The sequence below is a fragment of the Polynucleobacter cosmopolitanus genome, assembly GCF_002224225.1.
GTDB lineage: Bacteria > Pseudomonadota > Gammaproteobacteria > Burkholderiales > Burkholderiaceae > Polynucleobacter > Polynucleobacter cosmopolitanus.
This window is the reverse complement of the sequence record NZ_NJGG01000001.1, coordinates 902,335-924,552: the sequence shown is the minus strand read 5'-3', so window position 1 is coordinate 924,552 and position 22,218 is coordinate 902,335. Positions and strand designations below refer to the sequence as shown.

The 22,218-nt window shown below is 43.7% G+C and carries 19 protein-coding genes and 1 other RNA gene; 9 read left to right on the top strand and 11 right to left on the bottom strand.

The features are described 5' to 3' along the window. Window positions 1–20 precede the first annotated feature (20 nt). The 4 genes from AOC33_RS04785 to AOC33_RS04770 form a co-directional block, all read right to left on the bottom strand. A complete protein-coding gene (locus AOC33_RS04785) occupies window positions 21–1,175 on the bottom strand; it encodes a hypothetical protein (protein ID WP_089515409.1) in 1,155 nt (384 codons plus the stop codon). A gap of 110 nt (window positions 1,176–1,285) precedes the next feature. Next, window positions 1,286–1,644, bottom strand: a transfer-messenger RNA (tmRNA) gene (ssrA, locus tag AOC33_RS04780). A gap of 54 nt (window positions 1,645–1,698) precedes the next feature. Beyond that, a complete protein-coding gene (locus AOC33_RS04775; protein ID WP_089515408.1) occupies window positions 1,699–2,778 on the bottom strand; it encodes a ChuX/HutX family heme-like substrate-binding protein in 1,080 nt (359 codons plus the stop codon). A gap of 43 nt (window positions 2,779–2,821) precedes the next feature. Next, window positions 2,822–3,790 (bottom strand): SLAC1 anion channel family protein, encoded by a 969-nt coding sequence (locus AOC33_RS04770; RefSeq protein WP_089515407.1) that lies wholly within the window; start codon window positions 3,788–3,790, stop codon window positions 2,822–2,824. Between the two features lie 102 nt (window positions 3,791–3,892). On the opposite strand from AOC33_RS04770, the gene AOC33_RS04765 reads away from it, so the two are divergent. Next, the gene (locus AOC33_RS04765) at window positions 3,893–5,344 is read left to right on the top strand and encodes a ferredoxin reductase family protein (protein WP_089515406.1); all 1,452 of its coding nucleotides are present in this window, start codon (window positions 3,893–3,895) and stop codon (window positions 5,342–5,344) included. A 28-nt stretch (window positions 5,345–5,372) separates the two neighbouring features. Here AOC33_RS04765 and AOC33_RS04760 read toward each other — a convergent pair whose 3' ends face one another. Further along, entirely contained in the window at window positions 5,373–7,307 is a 1,935-nt protein-coding gene (locus AOC33_RS04760) for an ATP-binding cassette domain-containing protein (RefSeq protein ID WP_089515405.1), read from the bottom strand. 41 nt (window positions 7,308–7,348) lie between these two features. Between AOC33_RS04760 and AOC33_RS04755 the strand changes: the two genes are divergently transcribed. From AOC33_RS04755 to AOC33_RS04740, 4 genes are all read left to right on the top strand, one after another. Further along, window positions 7,349–9,127: a cation:proton antiporter gene (locus AOC33_RS04755; RefSeq protein ID WP_089515404.1), complete on the top strand. Its 1,779-nt coding sequence runs from the start codon at window positions 7,349–7,351 to the stop codon at window positions 9,125–9,127. Between the two features lie 60 nt (window positions 9,128–9,187). Then, a complete protein-coding gene (locus AOC33_RS04750; RefSeq protein WP_089515403.1) occupies window positions 9,188–9,922 on the top strand; it encodes a pseudouridine synthase in 735 nt (244 codons plus the stop codon). 163 nt (window positions 9,923–10,085) lie between these two features. Next, a complete protein-coding gene (locus AOC33_RS04745) occupies window positions 10,086–11,387 on the top strand; it encodes a peptidase U32 family protein (protein WP_089515402.1) in 1,302 nt (433 codons plus the stop codon). Window positions 11,388–11,499: 112 nt separating this feature from the next. Further along, the gene (locus AOC33_RS04740; RefSeq protein ID WP_180738099.1) at window positions 11,500–12,375 is read left to right on the top strand and encodes a transglutaminase family protein; all 876 of its coding nucleotides are present in this window, start codon (window positions 11,500–11,502) and stop codon (window positions 12,373–12,375) included. A gap of 17 nt (window positions 12,376–12,392) precedes the next feature. Here the strand turns inward: AOC33_RS04740 and AOC33_RS04735 are convergent, their stop codons facing one another. Both AOC33_RS04735 and crcB read right to left on the bottom strand, forming a co-directional pair. Beyond that, window positions 12,393–12,692 carry an antibiotic biosynthesis monooxygenase family protein gene (locus AOC33_RS04735; RefSeq protein ID WP_089515400.1) on the bottom strand — a complete coding sequence of 100 codons (300 nt, stop codon included), beginning with the start codon at window positions 12,690–12,692 and terminating at the stop codon, window positions 12,393–12,395. Between the two features lie 34 nt (window positions 12,693–12,726). Further along, on the bottom strand, window positions 12,727–13,104 hold the full coding sequence (crcB, locus tag AOC33_RS04730; RefSeq protein WP_089515399.1) for a fluoride efflux transporter CrcB: 378 nt from the start codon (window positions 13,102–13,104) through the stop codon (window positions 12,727–12,729). A gap of 104 nt (window positions 13,105–13,208) precedes the next feature. On the opposite strand from crcB, the gene AOC33_RS04725 reads away from it, so the two are divergent. Together AOC33_RS04725 and AOC33_RS04720 are read left to right on the top strand one after the other, a co-directional pair. Further along, on the top strand, window positions 13,209–13,760 hold the full coding sequence (locus tag AOC33_RS04725) for an LOG family protein (RefSeq protein ID WP_089515398.1): 552 nt from the start codon (window positions 13,209–13,211) through the stop codon (window positions 13,758–13,760). A 22-nt stretch (window positions 13,761–13,782) separates the two neighbouring features. Further along, window positions 13,783–15,195, top strand: a complete 1,413-nt coding sequence (locus AOC33_RS04720; protein WP_089515397.1) for an MBL fold metallo-hydrolase RNA specificity domain-containing protein — start codon at window positions 13,783–13,785, stop codon at window positions 15,193–15,195. Here the strand turns inward: AOC33_RS04720 and AOC33_RS04715 are convergent. Next, window positions 15,181–16,425 (bottom strand): BaiN/RdsA family NAD(P)/FAD-dependent oxidoreductase, encoded by a 1,245-nt coding sequence (locus tag AOC33_RS04715; RefSeq protein ID WP_089515396.1) that lies wholly within the window; start codon window positions 16,423–16,425, stop codon window positions 15,181–15,183. The genes AOC33_RS04720 and AOC33_RS04715 overlap by 15 nt on opposite strands. 186 nt (window positions 16,426–16,611) lie before the next feature. Between AOC33_RS04715 and ilvD the strand changes: the two genes are divergently transcribed. Continuing rightward, the gene (gene ilvD / locus AOC33_RS04710) at window positions 16,612–18,294 is read left to right on the top strand and encodes a dihydroxy-acid dehydratase (protein WP_089515618.1); all 1,683 of its coding nucleotides are present in this window, start codon (window positions 16,612–16,614) and stop codon (window positions 18,292–18,294) included. An 83-nt stretch (window positions 18,295–18,377) separates the two neighbouring features. On the opposite strand, the gene AOC33_RS04705 is transcribed toward ilvD, so the two are convergent. The 3 genes from AOC33_RS04705 to AOC33_RS09260 all read right to left on the bottom strand — a co-directional run bounded on the left by AOC33_RS04705 (window position 18,378) and on the right by AOC33_RS09260 (window position 21,301). Next, window positions 18,378–18,863 (bottom strand): copper chaperone PCu(A)C, encoded by a 486-nt coding sequence (locus tag AOC33_RS04705; RefSeq protein WP_089515395.1) that lies wholly within the window; start codon window positions 18,861–18,863, stop codon window positions 18,378–18,380. 28 nt (window positions 18,864–18,891) lie between these two features. Next, a complete protein-coding gene (locus AOC33_RS04700; protein ID WP_089515394.1) occupies window positions 18,892–20,898 on the bottom strand; it encodes a TonB-dependent copper receptor in 2,007 nt (668 codons plus the stop codon). 82 nt (window positions 20,899–20,980) lie between these two features. Further along, window positions 20,981–21,301, bottom strand: a complete 321-nt coding sequence (locus tag AOC33_RS09260) for a DUF2946 family protein (protein ID WP_180738098.1) — start codon at window positions 21,299–21,301, stop codon at window positions 20,981–20,983. A gap of 156 nt (window positions 21,302–21,457) precedes the next feature. On the opposite strand from AOC33_RS09260, the gene AOC33_RS04690 reads away from it, so the two are divergent. Beyond that, the gene (locus AOC33_RS04690) at window positions 21,458–22,216 is read left to right on the top strand and encodes a metallophosphoesterase family protein (protein ID WP_089515392.1); all 759 of its coding nucleotides are present in this window, start codon (window positions 21,458–21,460) and stop codon (window positions 22,214–22,216) included. Window positions 22,217–22,218: the final 2 nt, after the last annotated feature.

The window sequence follows — 22,218 nt, the reverse complement described above, 5'->3', positions numbered from 1 at the left end:
TGCTTAACTTTAGTCAATCACTAAAAAGGTTCAAATCCAAAGAAGTAGGGGATGGCGCGGTTCTTGACTAAGAAACCGCCCTCCTCTGGACTCAATCCAAACTGATGAAGCTGCTCTGCTGAAAGTATTTGCATGCGCTGAAAGTGACGCGAACGACTGAAAACGCCATTGCGCCAGTTATAGATATTCTGGATTTTTTCGTTGTAAAGATAATGATGCTCGTTGTCATTATAAAAATCATCGAACGAGGCTCTGCCCATATAAATAGAATTAGATCCTTCATAGCCGTCTTTTTCTGAAGAGTCTTTATCTGTATTCACAAAGTAAACCCAATCACCCGGGATGAAATTCATGGGGGCAACCTGGGTTTGAATTTTTAACAGCTTGCCTAAACGCTTTTGCTCATCTAGATTGATTGGCTTTTGAAAAGACCACATGGCACCAGGCTCAATGCCCACCAACACATCATCGTCTGATTTAAGCCTTTTAATGATCGCATCGGCCATCGCATCATCTTTTTTTACTCTTCGAAAATAATCCAAGATTCCCTGAATAATCACAATCTTCGTGGCGGTATAGCATCCCAAAGAACATTTATCAGGATTAATAAAAAAATCTCTCATGGCCTCATCCAGTGAAGCTTTTGGTTTTAAATTACCCTGATCCCAATAGCGTTGATTCCATTGAGCAGACTCACCATCAGGAAAACTCCAATGAAGATGCTCAGACCAAGCCACAATCATTTGTCTAATTTGTATATGTTCTTTAAGGGCATCAATATGACAAGCGTCTCCCTTGAAAATAGTCTCTCGACCCTCATGCATCAGAGCCAGCAGGATTTCTCTTTGGGACACCGTTTCAACCTCAAGCAATCCTTCTTTACCTGGTAAAGAAATACTTTCTTCAGTGATGCCGTATTGAGGATTCCAACGTAAGTACAAAGTTCCATAAACTGATGGGTCTTTTAGACTCACACGCAGACGACTCTCACCCTGATAGACCTTATAAACCGACGCATCAATACCCAACTCTTGTTGATAGGTATTCAATTGACCGTTCAAATGAGTAAGTTTGTCTGGGCCACACTCAAAAATCACACCACCATTGGCCTCAGCAGCCAAAGAATGGGCTTGGGTCAAAATAAATAAAGAGAAGATGAATGATCTTAAATTCATAAAAAATGGGTTCGTAATGAATTGATTGTGACACCAATGGCAGTTAATTTAAAGATGCCAACTGTGGCGTTAAATAGAAAAAAGCCCCATCCGAAGATGAGGCTTTTAATTGGTGGAGCCGGCGGGGATCGAACCCGCGTCCGCAAATCCTCCACATAGAGTTCTACATACTTAGTTGTGTCATTTAATTTAACCAGTCTGGCACGGACCAACACGTTTCAAACTAGCGATTCACTAAATTTTCGAGTTACACATCGTGACATTATGTAACCTTATCTCTTGTAAATGACCCTGATCTAACTTGCGTTAGCTGACCCAAGAGAGAATCAGTTCAGGGGCAACCGCAATTAAGCGGCTAGTGCGAAACGTTCGTCGTTTGCAGTTGTTGCATTCCCATTGTTTTACGAGATGACGGGTCCTCGGTATGCCCTCAATGCTTTGCAATCCACGTCGAAACCATGTCGGCCCCGATATACGCATATCAGTATGTCTATTTTATTCCTTTTACCTAAAAACTGCTCGTTTATTCCAAAAGACTTAACTCCCTTCCCTTGACCCCCTCCAGCAGCTCTTCCCAGGCCCCTGTATCTGCAGGCGCGGCTTTTGCAGACAAAGCAATTGATGCTAAGAGAAAGCCTTCTTTATCAAACATCTCAATTAGAAACGGGCTTTCTTGATGATTGATACAAATTTTAGGCATTAGGGTCAATTGCAAATGACAATTGAATTGTTGATTAATGAGATGCAACCAATGATTGTGATCCCGAACTTCATCCAACACCCCATCGTGAGATTGACTTACCCCATTACTTTGAACAGTGATGACCAAGGGCAATTTGAGATCTACAGTTGAGCGCAATAAAAATTGAATCACATCGGCGTCAATGATCTCTTTTTGACCAACGTGTCGCTCATCGATGATTGATGCATTCGCACCCCTCTTTATTTGTTCATCAGACTCTAATTTTTCTTGAACAAGGATTCCTGGCTCCTGATTTGAATCAGCCCACCTTTTAGCAAGGTCATCAAAGTACCAGTGATGGCTGTGTGGCAAGAGAAAGATCTTATGAACTGGCATCCCAAATTCATCAAAGAATTGAATACTGCGTTGTAAAGCATGGGCTTTGCATTCTTCAAAGAGATATCCAAACTCCCATTTCTCATACATCAAACGTATCGCCAATTCCTCAGATAGCACCATCCCAACATCATCCAGTGATGATGCATGTTTATAAAAAGATAAGTTTTCATGAACAGCATGAGTATTTCTTGTCAGACTCATGACCTCACCAAAACCTTGAATGTCTTGGATGATGCTTGGCCATGATGGCTTTAATCTGATGGCTCTCGCCAGATTGGGAAACGACTTGATTGATTCTAATTTTGTGACGCCCACATGTGAGTCTATTAATTCAACTTCTGTGACGTTTAGAAACGATGCAATCTCTCGATGTCGTTGTTTATTTTCAACTCTTAACGAAGCAAAGCTTTTACGAATATCTTGAAACGTACTGCACATAAGCCCTCCTATAAAAATAGGCACTGGCTTGCTAAAGGGAGAGAACCGCTGGCTTGTGCGAAATGAGTGAACTACAAGCACCATCTTACATGAGAATCATTCTCAACAATGAGAATGGGGTAAATGATCAATCAACCCAATGTGGATCTTTCATGTGTATGGCCATCAAAGTCTTGATGAAAAGACCAACAATCAAAATTGTTGTAAAAATCAGAGCGATATAAGCAACATACATGGCGGCTGGCACAAATAAAGCATAGTTAAATGCCGCAACAGTGAATGATGCTGATGGGAATGAATAAGCCCACCAAGACATGAAGAATGGTAATTGAGTAAACTTTTTAAATTGTGTGATCAAAAACAGGACGAAGAAGAATCCAATCGCAATCAAGATGTGCGCAAAAGGATCAAGGCCCTGCTCTACCGTTCTTTGAGTTAACAAGAGCCATGATGAAAAAGCCACTGTTGGTGGCGCTAAAAATATCGCCATCGTGGGCTTGAGGCGATCAGGCAAAGGTGGTTGAACAAACATCAAACGATGCATCACCAAAGATAAGAGCACAACCCAAAAGATCAGCCCAACGCCAAAGAAGAACCATGAGATTTCAAAATAACCTAATTTCACACCAGCTAAAGGAATGACCACATTACCCACCGCTGGGATGAACCAAACTGGACAAGCATGAGCCGCTTGCAAACTTTCACGATGAACCCATGCATTAACAACTGCCAACAAGGCAATCAGATGTAAGCCAGCGCCAAAGATCCAAACAATTTCGGCCAGTTGAGCTGAATAAGGAACAATCACTGCAGCCAATAAACAAACGCCCACTGAAATAGCCCCGAAGAATGAGGACTTCACCGGATGGTTCCATTCTTCTATTAATTTTTCAGGGGTCTGTAATTGCTTACGAACCAAGCCGGCAGTAAGCACTAAAAATACAACGGTGGCCAATAATCCAAATACCAAAGAAATATCTTGGGCTAACTGAAATTGAGACACATGAGAAAACTTTGACCAAGTCAAAGATAAGCCAGACAAACCCATCACCATGGCAAAGGCTGAAACAGGAGGAGCGGCTAAAAATGTTCTCATGGCTACCAGTTATATTGATTAATCAATGGATTGATATTCTTATTACATACAAATTTATCATTTCTGCTAGAAATAACTTGCGTACGCAATCATAATGGGAATATGACCATAAATGTGTTGAGCTACATCAGCTTATTGATTTACCTAAGCCTTGTTTTGCTCCCCCTCGGTATTTCCATGGGGATCAACCTTCCCAATAGACCATGGCTTGACGAACTTTCCTCAAGCTTGGCCATGATTGGCTTCAACATTGTTCTCATTGAGTTTTGGTTATCCGGCCGAGTGAAATTGTTATCCAAGGTCTTGGGCATTGATTGGGTTTTACAGGTGCATCAGCTATTTGCCAGAACCGCTTTGGTTTTTTTATTGGTTCACCCTTTCATTTACACCTTACCAAGTCAACCGGTCTGGATGATGGGCGCATCCCATCAAAACTTTCTTGGCTTGACCCTCACGTCTGGTTTAACTGGCATGTTGAGTTTGTTTGCCTTGATTTTTCTGATCGGCTTAGCACTCACTCGAAAAAGTTCTGAAATCAGCTACGAAGCCTGGAGATTGAGTCACATGTTTTTGGCGCTCATCATCGCGATAGTTGGCTTTTTTCACACCATTGATGCCGGCAGGTATGCCCAAGAAGGTTGGATGAGATCTTATTGGATGTTAATGTTAGGACTTGCCCTGTTAAGCCTTGCCTGGACTTACATCATCAAACCCCTCATACAAAATAAAAACGCATGTGAAGTGATATCGATCAAACAAGCGTCCATGGGCATTTGGGAGCTTGTCCTAAAGCAACCCATAGCAAAGAACATGGGCTTTCTAGCGGGTCAATTTGCATGGTTAAAAATTGGTCGCAGCTCTCCTCTACCGGAGAACCCATTTTCAATTGCCTCTTGCTCTAATAAAAACTCTTCTGACATCAGCTTCCTGATCAAAGATGTGGGGGACTTCACCCATCAAATCAGTCAACTGCAAGTTGGCCAAAAGGTATTCATAGATGGCCCCTATGGCAATTTTGGTGTTGAAGCATTTTCAGCAAAGAATGATCAATTGATCATGATTGCAGGTGGGGTTGGTATAGCGCCCATGATCAGTATCTTAAGTCAAATGGAACGCGATCAAGATGCAAACTTGATGAACAAAAAGATCTTATTGATTTACGGTAATCGAGTGGCAGAGCAAGCAGTGAATTTCAAAGACATGGTAAAGCTTGAGTCATTCAAGCATTTAGAGGTGATTCAACTGGTTTCTGAGCCAACAAGCGATTGGCAAGGTCTAACAGGGGTACTAGACACCACAATACTTGAAAAAATATTGCGCTCTCACCAAATCAATGTGAAGACTGCGCAATTTTTGATTTGTGGCCCCGCAGAGATGATCGATTCTGTAGAAACAAGCCTTGATCAATTCGGCGCCCCTTTAGCCAACGTTGCATCAGAAAAGTTTCAATACGATTTTGGAAAAAGAAATCCTAAAAACAAGCGCAGTGTGATCAGTGCAATTTTAGGAAGCGCCACACTTCTTGCAGCAGCAATTTATGCAGCACTTCACTGACACGTTAATCGCCAAGAACTTAAACGCCTTAAGAACTTGAGCGCTCCAAAAGATTTTCCCAGCGCGTCATCAATGTACTTAACTTTGCCTCAATGATTTTCAGATTTTCTTGCAAAGTAATCACATCGGCTGGTCTGTTTTTATAAATCTCCGGATCGCCCAAGCTCTCACTGATACTCGCCTGCTCTTTTTCAAGATCATCGATTTGCAATGGAATGGCCTCAAGCTCTGCACGTTCCTTGCCATTTAACTTTTGCACCGCTGACTTTTGGGGCTTCGATATTTCTTGACCTGATATGGCTTTAACCGGCTCTGATACCGGAGACTTTGACTTAGTAGGTTCAGCGCTTCCAGATTGATTGCTTCGATATTCTTCTGATCTCTTTTTCTGAATCTTCCAATCTTCGTAGCCACCCTCGTATTCACGCCAGAAGCCATCACCCTCGTAAGCGATGATTGAGGTGACCACATTGTCCAAAAACGCTCTGTCGTGGCTGACCAAGAAAACAGTGCCTTTGTAATCTTGCAGCAGCTGCTCTAACAATTCCAAGGTATCTATATCCAAATCGTTGGTCGGCTCATCAAGAACCAAGACGTTGGCAGGTCTGGCAAATAATCGGGCCAGCAAGAGTCGATTGCGCTCGCCACCCGATAAAGTACTCACGGGTGAATTTGCCCTCTCTGGAGAGAATAAGAAATCATTCAGATAACTTTTAACGTGCTTGCGCGCGCCATTGATTTCAATCCATTCACTGCCAGGGCTGATGTAATCCTCAAGCGTTGCATTCAGATCAAGGCCTTCGCGCATTTGGTCAAAATAAGCCACATCTATTTGAGAGCCCATCATGGCAGTACCACTGTCAGGCTGAATCGATCCAAGGATCAATTTAAGCAATGTTGTTTTGCCAGCTCCGTTAGGACCCAACAAGCCAACCTTATCGCCCCGCAAGATGGTGGCAGTGAAGTCTTTGACAATCGGTCGATCATAAGATTTGCTGACATTTTCTAAATCAGCGACGATCTTTCCACTGCGATTGCCAGAAGCAACCGATAACTTGATCTGACCCATCGCATCTCTTCGTGCAGCTCGTATTTCTCTGAGTTTTTCAAGACGTGCAATGCGACCAACACTTCGGGTTCTGCGAGCCTCAACCCCTTTACGGATCCAAACCTCTTCTTGTGCCAATAGTTTGTCAGCACGGGCATTGGCCAATGCTTCAGAAGCGATCTCCTGCTCTTTTAAAGTCTCATACGCTGTGAAGTTACCTGGATAGCTTCTCAAGATACCGCGATCGAGTTCAACAATCTGAGTGCTCACAGTATCTAAGAAAGCACGATCATGGGTGATCAAAACCACAGAACCCTTGAATGCTTTTAGTAACTCTTCCAACCAAGTGATTGAATCCAGATCCAAGTGGTTGGTCGGCTCATCTAAGAAGAGAACACCGGGAACTGCCACCAATGCTTGCGCCAAAGCCACTCGCTTGCGATTACCTCCCGACAAAGCACCGATCGCAATATCTGGATCCAAATGCAAACGATCGAGGGTTTCATGAACCCGCTGCTCCCAATTCCAACCACTCATCGACTCTAATTGAGATTGAATTTCATCCAAACGATGATGAGAGTCATCGTTCCATTCAGCCACACTGAGCTCTTCATATTCTTCCCTGAGCGCTTTGACCTCAGCAACTCCTTGAGAAACGGCATGAAACACTGTCTCAACAGGATCAAAGATCGGCTCTTGAGCAACATAGGCCATCCGCAAGCCCTGCTGATATTGCAGACTGCCATCATCCAGTTTTTCTAAACCCGCTAAAATCTTGAGCAAGGATGACTTGCCGGTGCCGTTTCGGCCAATTAAGCCAATGCGCTCACCGGATTCAAGTGAAAATTGGGTACCAGCCAGCAGGTCAACGTGGCCAAAAGCCAGTTTTGCATCATTTAAAACAATTAAAGCCATAATCACATTATCGCGGTTAAATTCAAAAAGAGACTAAACATATGCATGGAGTAGATTTCATCAAGGACTTGGCGGTCATCATGCTGACTGCCGGCGTAGTCACGGTGATCTTCCATTACCTAAAACAACCAGTTGTCTTGGGTTACATCATTGCGGGCCTCATTATCGGGCCATATACCACCGCTGTTCCATTTATTTCTGACGAAAAGACCATTAAAACCCTTGGAGAACTCGGGGTTGTCTTCTTGATGTTTGGCTTAGGCCTTGAATTTAGCTTAAGAAAGCTCGCTAAAGTGGGTGCAACAGCATTTGTCGCAGCCATCACCCAAATTGTTTTATTGATTTGGGTTGGCTATGAAATTGGCCGCTTCTTTAGCTGGTCGCCAATGGATTCCATTTTCTTGGGCGCGATGATGGCCATCTCCTCAACCACCATCACCGTCAAAGCTCTCGAAGAGCTTGGCTTAAAAAAAGAAAAATTTGCCCACCTCATTTATGGCATTTTGATTGTGGAAGATATTCTTGCCATCAGTTTGATTGTGATGCTCACGGGTATCGCCACAACCGGTCAATTAGCCGCCGTTGATGCAGCCATGACCATTGGCGAGTTGATTTTATTCATGACCATTTCTTTAGCCGCCGGCATCTTATTGATCCCACGACTTTTGAATGTGGTGGCAAAGTTTCATCGCAAAGAAATGCTGTTGGTCACGGTCTTAGGTCTTTGCTTTGGTTTTTGCCTCTTAGTGATCAAGATGGAGTACAGCGTTGCTTTGGGTGCGTTTTTAATTGGCGCCATCATGGCTGAGTCTCGTCACATCCACTCGATTGAGAAATTAATTGAACCTGTCAAAGACATGTTCATTGCCATCTTCTTTGTGACCATTGGTCTTCTACTAGATCCTGGCGTCATCTGGAAATATGCTATTCCGATTGCACTCATCAGCTTCACCGTGATAGCCATCAAAGTTGTTTCTTGCAGTATGGGTACATTTATCACTGGCCATGATGGCAGAACGTCGATGCGCGTTGGCATGGGTAAAGCGCAAATCGGTGAGTTCTCATTCATCATTGCATCGCTTGGTTTAACACTGAACGTGACCAGCGACTTCTTGTATCCAATCGTGGTGGCTGTTTCCACCATCACCACCCTTTTCACACCCTACTTGATCAAGGGGTCTGATCCAATGAGTGATTGGATGGGCAAGCGCATTCCAAATCCAATTAAAAATGTATTCGTCCAATATTCAGAATGGCTTGGCCAAATTCGCTCGGATGATCAAATGCGTTCAGATATCAGGCCTTTTGTTAGAAGAATCACATTCCACGTTTTTGTGAATGCCTGTGTGGTCATCACCCTTTTCCTATCTGCAACCAAAGTATTCACCTTCATCAATGGCTATGTCGACACAGGTCACTTAGTTTGGTTCACCGAGATTTATCAGCAAGCCTTCATGTGGGCAACAAGCTTGCTGCTGTCAGCGCCATTTTTGTTTGCGATTTATAAAAAACTAGAAGCGCTTGGCATGCTATTGGCTGATGCAAGACTTCACTCAAATCACCATTCGTCTGAAGACACCATCGCCACTCAAATGCTCTTCACCCAATTGATGCCAGTTTTGGCGATTGTTTCTTTGATGATTTTGGTGTCAGCCTTAAGCTCCAGCATCTTCCCTCCGGTGGGTATGCTCTTCATCCTAGCTATATTGATGGGCACAGTCATTTATTTACTGCGCAAGCAACTCATGAAGATTCATACCAAACTTCAAGTGGCGTTAACCGAATCATTCAAAGAGAATAGTCAAACTCCGCAGCCTTAATGGTCAGCCTGACATCAACCATTTTGGCTAGTACACAGTAAGTAAGCGATAATCACGTCTGTGGAAAAAGTACGCATTTCAAAACTAATGTCTGAGCAAGGAATTTGCTCAAGGCGCGAAGCTGACAACTATATCGAGCAGGGCTTGGTATTGGTTGATGGCGAAGTTGTCAGTGAATTAGGCGCAAGAGCTTTTCCCAATCAAAAAATTGAATTAAAGAAAGCGGCGATTGCACAACAAGCTCGTCGCTACACCATCATCCTCAATAAACCAGTTGGCTATATTTCTCACTTTGATGAAGATCGAGAGTACAAACCTGCTGCCTCTCTGATCACGCCAGAAAATCAATTTGTGCACCAGTTGTCAGCAAATCTACCTGGTAAATTCAATACCCGAGGTCTAGCACCTGCTGGTCGCTTGGATATCGACTCAAGCGGCTTACTGGTGTTAACTCAAGATGGTCGTATTGCGAAACTCTTGATTGGTGAAAACAGTCCGATTGAAAAAGAGTACTTGGTGCGTGTTGAAGGCACTTTGACTGCAGAAGGTTTGCGACTTCTCAATCATGGCTTAAAGCTCGATGATGAAGCTTTGAAGCCAGCCAAAGTGAGTTGGCAAAATACCGATCAATTGCGCTTTGTTTTGCGAGAAGGTAAAAAACGTCAAATCCGCCGCATGTGCGAATTGGTTGGCTTAAAAGTGATTGGTTTAAAACGTATTCGTATTGGGCAAATCCCTCTGGGTAATCTCCCTGTTGGTCAATGGCGCCATCTGGGGCCGAATGAGCGTTTCTAGAGCGCTTCTAGACAGCGCACAAAGCAATCAATTTCATTTGCGCCCTTCTGTTCTAGGGACATTTCTCTCAATTAAGAGCTTTTTTGCTCACAATCTGAAATACCCCTAGGTAAAAGATAGGCTTAACGGGCAAAAAGCCCTGAAAACGCCTAAAATACGGGCTATGAAAACACCTGAACTTTTAGCCCCTGCTGGTAGCCTGACCATGCTCAACACCGCCTTCGACTTTGGTGCGACGGCCGTTTATGCTGGACAGCCAAGATACTCATTGCGTGTTCGCAATAATGACTTTGGCAATATTGAAGTTTTGCGCGAAGGCATTGAGACGGCCCATGCTCAAGGTAAGAACTTTTACCTGGTATCAAACATCTTCCCTCATGGCGCAAAAACTCGCACCTACGTCAAAGACATGGAGCCTGTGATTGCGCTTAAACCAGATGCATTGATCATGTCAGACCCTGGTTTGATCATGTTGGTCAGAGAAAATTGGCCAGACATGCCGATTCATTTATCAGTACAAGCCAACACAGTGAATGGCCATGCTGCGAAGTTTTGGCGTTCAGTAGGCGTTAGCCGAGTGATTCTTTCAAGAGAACTATCTCTTGATGAAATCGAAGCAGTTCGTCAAGACTGTCCAGAAATGGAAGTCGAAGTATTCATTCACGGTGCCTTGTGCATTGCTTACTCTGGCCGCTGCTTGTTGTCTGGTTACTTCAACCATCGCGACCCTAATCAAGGCACATGCACCAATTCATGCCGCTGGGACTACAAAGTGGCTAAAGCTGATGAAGACGCCACTGGTGACATCTACCTTCTAGAAGAAGGTAATCGACCTGGCGAATGGATGCCGATCGAAGAAGACATGCACGGCACATACATCTTGAACTCAAAAGATTTGCGCGCGATTGAACACGTTCAGCGCCTCACCGAAATGGGCATTGATTCCTTCAAGATTGAAGGCAGAACTAAATCCCCTTACTACGTGGCAAGAACAGCACAAGCCTACCGCTCTGCGATTGACGATGCAGTGGCTGGTCGTCCATTCAACCCAGTGTTGATGGGTCATCTAGAAGGTTTGGCTAATCGCGGCTACACCGATGGTTTCTATGTTCGTCACCCAGACAAAGATCAGCAAAATTACTTGCGTGGTTTCTCCCTCTCGGGTCGCAGTCTTTATGTTGGCAATGTGATTGATGTTGATAACGAAAAACAATTGGTCAAGATTGAAGTGAAGAACCGCTTTTCTGTTGGCGATAAATTAGAAATTATTCAGCCAAGTGGCAATACTGATTTCGTCATTGAAGAAATTTTCAGTCAAAAAGGTGAGCCGATGCGCGTTGTGCCTGGTGCAGGTTATACAGTTTGGGCAAAACTTCCAATGAACAGCAATGGTGCATTCATTGCACGTTATGTTGAGCAAGAAAATGCCTCCAAGATTGAGCAAATTCCAATCATGGAAGCTTGATCATCCATTCACTGGTATTCTGATAGGGCTTAAAAGGGCTTAACTCTTTTAAGCCCTTTTTTATTAATTTCACTGACCTTGGCACAAGACTTGCATTGATAATTGAATGAACATGAAAGTATCTCTAAAGCACGTCACCCACTATCAATACAGCCAAGCAGTTCAATTGGGACCTCAATTGATCAAACTGAGGCCTGCCCCTCATTGCAGGACACCGATCAGCTCTTATCAATTGAATATCAAGCCATCGACTTATTTCATTAATTGGCAACAAGATCCTTTTTCCAATCACGTGGCCAGATTGGTCTTTACTGAAAAAACCAATTTCTTTGAAATCAATGTCGAGTTAACAGCAGAACTAAAAACCATCAACCCTTTTGACTTTTTTGTTGAGCCATCAGCTGAGCACCACCCATTCACATATGAGCCCAATCTGATTGCTGGATTGTCGCCATACTTAGAAACTGAAATATGTGGGCCATTGTTTCAAGCATTCATCAAAACAGTTCCTCAAGAGAAAAGACACACGATTGAGTACATTGTTTACCTCAATCAACTCGTTTTCAATAAAGTGCGCTACATGGTCAGACACGAACCTGGAGTTCAATCGACCGAAGAGACACTTCAATTAAATTCCGGATCTTGCAGAGACTCAAGCTGGTTATTGGTGCAATTGTGTCGCCACATGGGCATTGCTGCACGTTTTGTTTCAGGCTATTTGATCGAAGCGAACACAGATTGGCACAATTTAAATAGCCCCGCTGAAAGCCAAGAGAATGTGGCTGAGCTTCATGCTTGGTGCGAGGTCTTTATTCCGGGGGCTGGCTGGGTGGGCATCGATCCAACTTCAGGCTTGCTAGCCACGGAAGGACACATCCCTTTAGCAGCTGCCCCGGACCCGAGCAATGCCATGCCTATTTATGGAGAGTTGGATGTGTGCGAGGTAGAAATGTCGCACAAGATCACAACCCTCATGCACAAAGCTTAAATCTAAAACCTCAGAACTTAAGACTTGTGTGCCAATGTGAAATGCTCAACGTTGGGCAGACTCAAGAAGAATGGGCCCACATGACTTCTCCAACGAGCAAATGCTTCTGACTCTCTGAAATCAACTGTGTGATTTTCAAGCGTGGTCCAGTAAATCATCAAAATATAACGGCCTGGCTTTTCTACACCTGCATTTAGTTTGTAGCCACAAAAGCCTTTTGCTGGAGCGATCGCATCAGCAATACCGGCTGCCACTGCTTTTTCAAAATCAGCTTTTTTAGCTGGGTCAATACTGATATCAACAATTTCTAAAATCATTCTTTTGTCCTTAGAGTTTTATAAAAATAATTATTTACTTCAGCCATTGGTAGCTAGCAATGCCCAAAATGGTCAAAGCCAAGGAGCCCAAAAGATGAAGAGCAACGGTTGCAAATGCACGAACATAGGCTCCTGATTGCAAAATAGCCACAACTTCAGCACTGAAGGTTGAAAAGGTGGTCAAGCCACCCAAAAAACCTGTGATCAAAAACAATTTCCATTCGGCCGACATTCCTGCATGAGCCTCCAAGAGACTCATCAAGAATCCAACAAGATAGGCACCTATTAAGTTAGCCGCTAAAGTGCCCAAGGGCATGGTTGCCCAAACAGCGTTCAAGCCCAAACTCAATAGCCAGCGCAAGACCGCTCCCAATGAAGCTCCTGCGCTAATGGCCAATATGGATGAAAGCATCTATTACCTTTGAATATGTGCGGACTGAGTCCTTTAATACCTAAATCTTACTCTGAGACACCCCTATATTCAAAATGGTGTTCGAAGTGGATTATGCTTGAGGCATGAAGAAAAACATTTGTGTATTTTGTGGCTCACGCGACGGTAATAATTTAGACATGATTGCTAAATCTGCAGAAATCGGCAGAGAACTCAGTTATGCAGGATTTGGCATAGTCTTTGGTGGTGGTCGTTTGGGCCTGATGGGTGCGGTGGCCAAAGCGGCCATTGAAGCGAATGGCTCAGTGATTGGAATCATCCCTAAAGGTCTAACCTCACGAGAGCCGATTCAACAGCAATTGACTGAACTCTTTGTGGTGGATGACATCATCGAAAGAAAACGTTTGATGATAGAGAAATCAGATGCTTTTTTAATTTTGCCCGGCGGCTTTGGAACTCTTGATGAATTATTCGAAGTTTGGACAGGCATTCAGGTTGGAGCCCACAAGAAACCAATCATCATCGCCAACTGGGGTAATTATTACGACCAACTACTGTCTTTCTTAAGGCAGGCAGATGAACATGGATTTTTAAATGGTGATCACCTAAAAGGCGCTGCTGTGATCAATGATGTTGATGCAATCGTAACAACTCTCAAGAAATCATTGAGCCATTAAATTAAAAGATCTTAGGAAAATAATGCACATCAAGTTTTTTGGAGCAGCAGGAGAAGTCACTGGATCTCGTCATTACCTTGAAGGTGAAATCAAAGGTAAGAAGTTTTGCTTCATGATTGATTACGGTATGTTTCAAGGTGGCAGAGATGCAGATGAAAAGAACCTAGAGGAGCTTCCATTTAACCCTGCAGATCTAGACTTTGTGATTTTGACTCACGCCCACATTGATCACAGCGGCCTACTGCCTCGCCTATGTGCACAAGGATTCAAAGGTACGATTTATTGCACCAAAGCCACCAAAGCCTTATTAAATATTCTTTTACTCGATAGTGCTCATATTCAAGAAAGTGATTTTTCACGAGCTGAAAGAAAACAAAAATTAGGTAAATGGCACGGAGATTTGCCTCAGGTTTTATACAGCGTGAAACAAGCCAATGAGTGCCTTTCTCAACTAAAAGCTTATGACTATGGGCAAGTCTTTGAACCAATCGATGGCATTCAAGCTCACTTCAGAAATGCAGGTCACATTTTGGGATCAGCCATCGCAGTGATTGATGTTGAACAAGAGGATAAAAAGAAACGTGTTGTGGCTTCAGGTGATTTGGGCATGTTTGGCCAACCGTTGATGCCCGATCCTGATTTGATTGAGTCGGCCGATATCTTATTGGTTGAATCAACCTATGGCGATCGACTGCACCGCACCCTCGATGACACCAAAGATGAATTGGTGACAGTCATCTCAGAAACAATGAAGCATGGTGGCAATATTGTGATGCCTGCTTTTGCTGTGGGTCGCGCCCAAGAAATACTCTTGATGTTAATTGAGCTGGTTCGCCAAAAACGCTTACCTCACCTCAATATATGGCTTGACTCCCCAATGGCCACAGCAGCTACCCATCTCACGGAAAATTATTTTGATGAATTAGACGAACAAGCTCAAGACACCTTGGAGTGGTTTTCAAAAAATCATCAAGCCGTTGATCTTAAATTTGTGGCCGACGTGGAAGAGTCAAAAGCCTTGAACCGAATCAAAGGTGGCGCCATCATTATTTCCGCAAGCGGTATGTGTGAGGCAGGCAGAGTGGTCCACCATTTGAATTGGAATTTGCCGCACAGTCAAAATGCCATCATCATCACGGGCTTTCAGGCGATGGGCACCTTGGGTAGACGTTTGGTCGATAAAGTAAATCCTGTGAAAGTGCTTGGCAAAGAAGTGTTTGTTAAAGCCTCCGTGCACACCATCGGTGGCTTATCAGCTCACGCCGATCAGGCAGGCTTGTTGAGATGGCTCAAAGGATTTAAATCTGCCCCATCTAAAGTGTTTGTGATTCATGGTGAATCTCATGCAAGCTCAAATTTTGCAGCAGTGATCAAGCAAGAATTACATTGGGAAAATGTGATCATTCCCCAAAAAGGCGATCTATTTCCTTGCTAGTGAATGCGCGCACACAAAGCCACTGGCCCAAGCCCATTGAAAATTGTGTCCACCCAAATGACCGGTCACATCCACACATTCGCCAATGAAGTACAAACCAGGATTGTCTTTGGACATCATGGTTTGACCATCTAGGGCTTTTGTATCAACACCCCCCAACATCACTTCGGCTTTCTTCCAACCCAAAGTGCCAGCAGGCTTAACTGCCCAGTTAGTCAAAAAATCTTTCAAAGCTTGGCGATCTTTCTTGCCAACTTCAGCCCACTTGCGCCCCATTAAATTCTTTTGCTCGGCAAATGCTTTGGCCAAGCGTTGTGGCAAAACAGCTCCCAAAATATTTTCAGTGAGTTTCAAACGGTTGGCATCATCGTCAAACAGTTCATCAATATCAACATCATTGAACCAGTTGATGTGAATCGCTTCTCCCTCATGCCAATAACTACTGCCCTGAAGAATCGCAGGGCCAGAGAGTCCCTTGTGCGTGAGTAATAAATCCTCATCAAACTGACATGTTCCATAACGCTGAGACTTTGTTCCAGACTTTACTTTCACAGGAACACTCAAGCCCGATAATTCACTTAAGTTGGCAAACTCATCAGAAGTGAAAGACAAAGGAACCAAAGCAGGTCTGACATTGACCACAGGCATGTTGAATTGCTTGGCCACATCAAGGGCATAGTCAGTGGCCCCAATGGCCGGCACAGGCAGCCCACCGGTGGCCATCACAATAGCCTTGGCTTTCTCAATCCCAGTTGATGTCTCGACTGACCATGGATAGCTTGCTTGATTTGCATCTTCTTGGTTGATCTTTTTAATGCCAGTCACCGTCACTGGGTTTTTAATGACCACACCACCCTTTTTACATTCTTCAAATAAAAGATCGATGATTTGCTTGGCAGAGACGTCACAAAATAATTGCCCTTTGTGCTTTTCATGAAAGGGAATGTTGTAGCTTTTGACCAGCTCTATGAAGTCACTTGCCTTGTATCGAGATAAAGCACTTTTGACAAAATTAGGGTTCATTGAAAGAAAGTTGGCTGGCGTGCTATTCATGTTCGTGAAATTACATCTGCCACCACCACTGATCCTGATTTTTTCACCCAACACTTCAGCATGATCCAAGACCAGGATTTTTTGACCCAATTGACCAGCCACGCCTGCACAAAATAAACCAGCCGCACCACCACCAATAACAATAGCATCCCAATTATTCGCTTGCTCGACTGACATTCATTTCTTTCTGTTTTATATGGCTAATCTTGATTAATACACTCAACTTTACCCTGTATTTTGAAGGCTTTATCCCTTTAACGTGAGTTCGGTCTGGAAAAAAGGCAAAATAGCGGTTTACACACAAAATTGCTAAAAATTAGCCCTTGGAGATACTGTATGTCAGAGCAAAAAAAGCCTAAGCGCATGAATGAGCGCTCAAGAATGATCACTGAAGGTGTTGCACGTGCGCCTAACCGTTCTATGTATTACGCGATGGGCTACAAAGATTCTGATTTTGATAACAAGCCTATGATTGGCGTGGCCAATGGTCACTCAACCATTACTCCATGTAACAGTGGTTTACAACGCATCGCTGATGCTGCTGTAGCAGCCATTGAAGCTGGTGGCGGTAACTCTCAGATTTTCGGTACGCCTACGATTTCTGACGGTATGGGTATGGGTACCGAAGGTATGAAGTACTCATTGGTGTCTCGTGAAGTGATTGCGGATTCAATCGAAACTTGCGTGAACGGCCTTTGGCAAGATGGCGTTGTTGTGGTCGGTGGTTGCGACAAGAATATGCCAGGCGGCATGATGGCCATGGCCCGCACCAATGTCCCAAGTATTTATGTGTATGGCGGCACAATCAAAGCCGGCCACTACAAAGGTAAAGAATTGAACATCGTTTCAGCATTTGAAGCTGTGGGCGAATTCACAGCAGGCCGTTTAAATGAAGAAGATTTCAAAGGCGTTGAGCAAAACGCTTGCCCAGGTAGCGGCTCATGCGGCGGTATGTACACAGCCAACACCATGAGCTCTTCTTTTGAAGCTTTGGGTATGAGCTTGCCATATTCATCAACCATGTCAAACGTGGACCAAGAAAAAGTTGATAGCGCAGCCGAATCTGCACGCGTGCTGATTGAAGCTATTAGAAATGATTTAAAACCACGTGACATCATCACGAAGAAATCGATTGAAAACGCTGTGAGCGTGATCATGGCGGTTGGTGGCTCAACCAATGCGGTGTTGCACTTCTTAGCGATTGCCAGTGCAGCTGAAGTGGACTGGACCATTGATGACTTTGAGCGTGTGCGTCGCCGCGTTCCAGTGATTGCTGATATGAAACCATCTGGCAAGTATTTGGCCACTGATTTGCACCAAGCTGGCGGCATTCCACAAATCATGAAGATCTTGTTAGACGGCGGTTTATTGCACGGTGACTGCATGACCATTACTGGCAAAACAATTGCTGGGACATTGAAAGATATTCCTTCAGTACCTCGCGCTGATCAAGACGTGATCAAGACTCTAGCCAATCCGATTTACGCTCAAGGTCACCTTGCCATCCTAAAAGGTAATATTTCTCCTGAAGGTTGCGTGGCTAAGATCACTGGTCTTAAAAACCCAAGCATCACAGGCCCAGCCAAAGTATTTGATTCTGAAGATGATGCCATGGCAGCCATCATGGCCAATAAGATCAAAGCTGGAGATGTGATGGTGATTCGTTACGAGGGCCCTAAAGGCGGTCCTGGTATGCGCGAAATGCTAGCTCCCACCTCAGCCCTAGTGGGTCAAGGTTTAGGTGAATCAGTTGGTCTTATCACGGATGGTCGCTTCTCAGGTGGCACTTGGGGCATGGTGGTTGGTCACGTCGCTCCTGAAGCTTACGTGGGCGGCACAATTGCTCTAATCCAAGAAGGTGACTCAATCACGATTGATGCACACACACAATTGATTCAATTGAATGTGAGCGAGGAAGAGATTGCTAAACGTCGCGCTGCTTGGAAGCAACCTAAGCCACGCTACACACGCGGTGTTTTAGCCAAGTATGCACGCCTTGCCAGTTCTGCAAGCAAAGGTGCTGTCACTGATCGAAACTTAGATTAAGCACTGATCAATCATTCTCTCAAGAACTGAGGGTAAGAAAAAGGCCGCACTGTGTGCGGCCTTTTTACTGGGCACAAAATCAATCAATGATGTTTTGAGTGATCATGTCCTGGTTCGCCATGTGCTGGGAAACCACCCACTTTAAACTTAACCTCAACCTCACCTGCTTTTTCAAACTTAAGTTTGACCGGTACAGATAGACCAGGCTTCAACTGACTCTTTAGATCAATGAACATCAAGTGCAAACCACCCGGTTTTAATTCAACTGTGCCATTTGCAGGAATATCAATCGCTTTGACTTCGCGCATTTTCATGACATTGCCATCCATTGTCATGGTGTGAAGTTCCATGGTTTTAGACGCAGGGGAGGATGCAGACAATAACTTGTCAGCACCACCCTTGTTTTCAATCTTCAGAAAACCACCGCTCATTTTTTGAGCAGGCACAGTCGCTCTTGCTTGAGGGTTCTCAATCTTCAAGTTACCCACCTTCACTTCGTTACCACTTGCGAACACAGTTGTTGCAATAAAAGCTGATGCAAGCAATACAGATCCAATTACTTTTTTCATGCATATCTCCTAAATTAATTCAAATTCTTTAATCAAGTGCAATCGTTGCTTTTAACCAAGCAGTTCGGCCAGGTTCGTTAACGCGAGTGGTTTGAGTATAACCAGCCACGTTAGCTCCTGCTCGACTAATAAACTCAGCATAAGTTTTATCAAAAACGTTATCCACGCCAGCTGCAATCAAGGTCTTTTTATTGGGCTTATATCCGGCATTTAGAGAGAAAATTCCAAACCCACCAGATTTAGCAACGTCCTGCCCGGAGATATTGCCTTGACCTACAGCCACCTCATCCTTCGGAGCAACCAATCTTAGCAATGCACCATATGAATATTTCTTATCATCATAGGCAAGCGCCAACCTACCTTCTAAGGGTGCCAATTGAGCCAATGGCAGACCATCAGTTTCATTTTTACCTTCTACATAAGCAATGCTTGAATTAAATTTAACAACATTGGTTAAAGCATAGCTTGAAGTAATTTCAGCGCCATATGTGTGAGCATCCACATTTCTAGAAGACGGTGTTCCATACATACCGTATGCGTAACCGCTTCTAGCATCCACCAAAACAAAATCATTGATTTTGTTATAGAAGGCTGATGCGCTCAAATCAAATGGGCCTGATTTGTGCAATAAACCCAAATCCAATTGATTGGTTTTTTCAGTTTTAGTGCTCATCAAAGCGCTGGCTCCTGATGAATTCTGCTTATTAGAAATCAATTCCCAATAGTCAGGCATGCGCTCAGATCTTCCGAAACCGACAAATGCTGTTGAGTTTGGCATTGAATCTAACGCTTTTTCAACTCGAGCAAAAGCACTGTTTGTGAATTCTTTACGAGTTTGACCAGAAGTGGTTGATGCCATACCAGATCGCTTATCGGCAACTTCCCAAGACTCTCCTCTATATCCCGCAATTAACTTATTGTTTTTACTTAATTGCTCTGTGACTTCTGCAAAAAGAGCAGCATTTTTAAATTCAGAATCATCAGAAATAGTAAGAGCACCCATTCCTGGCATATTGCCTCCATGGGTTGATTGAGAGAAATCAAGCCCAACCTTGGCTTTTGTTGTGGCCCTTAAATTTAAATCTGAAGTTAGCCGCGCCGCATTCGTATCATGCGTTACATCCATATAGCTGGATGGATTACCCCTCATAGACTCAGACATAGTATGAAAAATAGTATTTCTTGAAATCTGAAATTCAACTTTTTCAACCAAGTCAGAAACATTCTTAATTTGACCTTTGGCAGCAACGTTTTCTCTTAAGAATTTAGTGCCATCCATCGTTCTATCAGCGTAAGCCGCATAACCATTGCTTCTGCCTGCAGATAACTCAAAACGCTTATTGTTGTCAGGTGTTACACCGACCGAAGATGAGGCACTATAGCGATGGTATTTGGAATGCACTTCAGTTCCATTACCGTCTTTGTAGTTATCTGATTTTGAATTTGAACCTGTAAATGTGGCGAAGTAATCTTTGTTACCAAGATTAGCATCGACCACTTCGTCATGACGACCAAAGCTACCCACTAAACCTGATGCGTGAACATCGTAACCTGGCTTGTCATAGGTCTTTTGCTCTTTTTCAAAACGAACAGTGGCGGCTGAACCATGCCCTGGATAAAGAACTGTTTGAGGACCTTTCACAATTGTTACTTTGTCGTAAATCTCAGGAAAAATATAGGCTGTTGGCGCATCCATGCGCTGACCACATCCACCAAAGATATTTTGATCATCAGCCAAGATATTCACGCGTGAACCACCCATACCGCGGAAGTTTGGCTCACCATCTGTACCAGCTTTACGCATGATGCTAAATCCCGGGGCTGATTTCAAAAAGTCAGCGCCATCATGTGCTGGCAAAGGTTGACGAGGAACCTTTGGATCTAATTCAATGGTGGTAGGTGTTGTCATTTGAGCTGCCGTCACAACAACATCTTCAAGAATTGTTACATTTTGATTTGCATAAGCGCAATTGCCTGCAATCATCATCGCAACTGCTAAAGCGATTGGTTTTGGTGATAAATAATTTCTTTTCATTTTTTACTCGCATGGAATCTGTTTTGAATGCGCGTGCGCATTCCAATACGGAGCAACTAAAGATAGTTGCCGACCTTAAGAATCAAACGAGTGAGGGAGGTGCTCTGGAGGGCAGCGCAACCCAAGCAAATAAAGGCTTAGATGACTGGTAGAAAAGCTGAGGATATATATTACTGTTCACAGGCTTTGCAAATGAAAGCTCGTGATTTAATGGAAGTACGAAGTTGCCATGAACCACACACAAAGGGCAATGGCCATTTGCCCGAGCTGGCTCATCAGCATCGCTGGCATCAATGACCTGGGTCATTTGGATGCCTGTGGTGGTACATACTTCAATGGATATGCCCTGACCATTCTGAGCCAATGACACCGCTTGGGAAACTGTAGGCGCAACAGAACTCATTAAAACCGCAAGTATTGCGATCCAATGTGAAAAGTGGCGTTTAAACGAATTTCTCATAAGGAGTGATTTTATACGAATTCAATTCTTTTTGATAAATTGCAACTAAAACCTTAATTTATGGCTGAAAATGTAGGTGTTTAATACTCGCCAATCAAAATGTCTAATAACCACAAGATTGCTCTTTTTGCAGATATTCATAGCAACCTAGAAGCTTTTGAAGCATGTCTAGAGCATGCCAATGAATGTGGCGTAGATGAATATATATTTTTAGGTGACTTGGTTGGGTACAACGCTGACCCAGTTGCAATCATTGAAAAAATTGCCGAATTAATTGATAAAGGAAAAGCAAAAGCCGTATTAGGTAATCACGATCAGGCAATTTTTATGGATCATTCAAAGTTCATGAATTCTGATGCTTGGCAAGCCATTCAATGGACCAGAGAACAACTCAACGATGATCATGTCAATTTTTTAAAAAACTTACCTCTGATGCATCAAACTGATGATGTTTCATACGTTCATGCATCAGCAGCAAACCCTCAGAGCTGGAGCTATATACAAGATAGTTTGGCAGCATGGCGTTGCAGCGAAGCCTCTGGCACTAACTACACATTTGTTGGCCATGTTCATGAACCCGCCCTTTACTATCAAAGCTCTTCAGGAAAGTTACTTCACTTTAAACCCTTGCCGGGTAATCCAATTCCAATTTCTAAACATAGAAAATGGGTGAGTATCACAGGGTCTTTAGGGCAACCAAGAGATGGTAATCCTGCGGCCAATTACGCCCTATTTGAACTAGATCAAGAAATAATTACTTTTAATCGCATAGACTATGACCATCACAAAGCCGCCACCAAAGTCGAACAGGCTGGTCTCCCACTAAAACTGGCCCTGCGCCTTCTCAATGCAAAGTAATA

What these genes read in the sequence shown, in the direction of transcription:
- AOC33_RS04765 (WP_089515406.1), top strand. Translation starts at nt 3,893, where the DNA reads ATGACCATAAATGTGTTGAGCTACATCAGCTTATTGATTTACCTAAGC.
- AOC33_RS04770 (WP_089515407.1), bottom strand. Translation starts at nt 3,790, where the DNA reads ATGAGAACATTTTTAGCCGCTCCTCCTGTTTCAGCCTTTGCCATGGTG.
- AOC33_RS04740 (WP_180738099.1), top strand. Translation starts at nt 11,500, where the DNA reads ATGAAAGTATCTCTAAAGCACGTCACCCACTATCAATACAGCCAAGCA.
- AOC33_RS04735 (WP_089515400.1), bottom strand. Translation starts at nt 12,692, where the DNA reads ATGATTTTAGAAATTGTTGATATCAGTATTGACCCAGCTAAAAAAGCT.
- AOC33_RS09260 (WP_180738098.1), bottom strand. Translation starts at nt 21,301, where the DNA reads ATGAGTTCTGTTGCGCCTACAGTTTCCCAAGCGGTGTCATTGGCTCAG.
- AOC33_RS04775 (WP_089515408.1), bottom strand. Translation starts at nt 2,778, where the DNA reads ATGGTGCTTGTAGTTCACTCATTTCGCACAAGCCAGCGGTTCTCTCCC.
- AOC33_RS04700 (WP_089515394.1), bottom strand. Translation starts at nt 20,898, where the DNA reads ATGAAAAGAAATTATTTATCACCAAAACCAATCGCTTTAGCAGTTGCG.
- ilvD (WP_089515618.1), top strand. Translation starts at nt 16,612, where the DNA reads ATGAATGAGCGCTCAAGAATGATCACTGAAGGTGTTGCACGTGCGCCT.
- AOC33_RS04720 (WP_089515397.1), top strand. Translation starts at nt 13,783, where the DNA reads ATGCACATCAAGTTTTTTGGAGCAGCAGGAGAAGTCACTGGATCTCGT.
- AOC33_RS04755 (WP_089515404.1), top strand. Translation starts at nt 7,349, where the DNA reads ATGCATGGAGTAGATTTCATCAAGGACTTGGCGGTCATCATGCTGACT.
- AOC33_RS04715 (WP_089515396.1), bottom strand. Translation starts at nt 16,425, where the DNA reads ATGTCAGTCGAGCAAGCGAATAATTGGGATGCTATTGTTATTGGTGGT.
- AOC33_RS04705 (WP_089515395.1), bottom strand. Translation starts at nt 18,863, where the DNA reads ATGAAAAAAGTAATTGGATCTGTATTGCTTGCATCAGCTTTTATTGCA.
- AOC33_RS04785 (WP_089515409.1), bottom strand. Translation starts at nt 1,175, where the DNA reads ATGAATTTAAGATCATTCATCTTCTCTTTATTTATTTTGACCCAAGCC.
- AOC33_RS04725 (WP_089515398.1), top strand. Translation starts at nt 13,209, where the DNA reads ATGAAGAAAAACATTTGTGTATTTTGTGGCTCACGCGACGGTAATAAT.
- AOC33_RS04760 (WP_089515405.1), bottom strand. Translation starts at nt 7,307, where the DNA reads ATGGCTTTAATTGTTTTAAATGATGCAAAACTGGCTTTTGGCCACGTT.
- crcB (WP_089515399.1), bottom strand. Translation starts at nt 13,104, where the DNA reads ATGCTTTCATCCATATTGGCCATTAGCGCAGGAGCTTCATTGGGAGCG.
- AOC33_RS04745 (WP_089515402.1), top strand. Translation starts at nt 10,086, where the DNA reads ATGAAAACACCTGAACTTTTAGCCCCTGCTGGTAGCCTGACCATGCTC.
- AOC33_RS04690 (WP_089515392.1), top strand. Translation starts at nt 21,458, where the DNA reads ATGTCTAATAACCACAAGATTGCTCTTTTTGCAGATATTCATAGCAAC.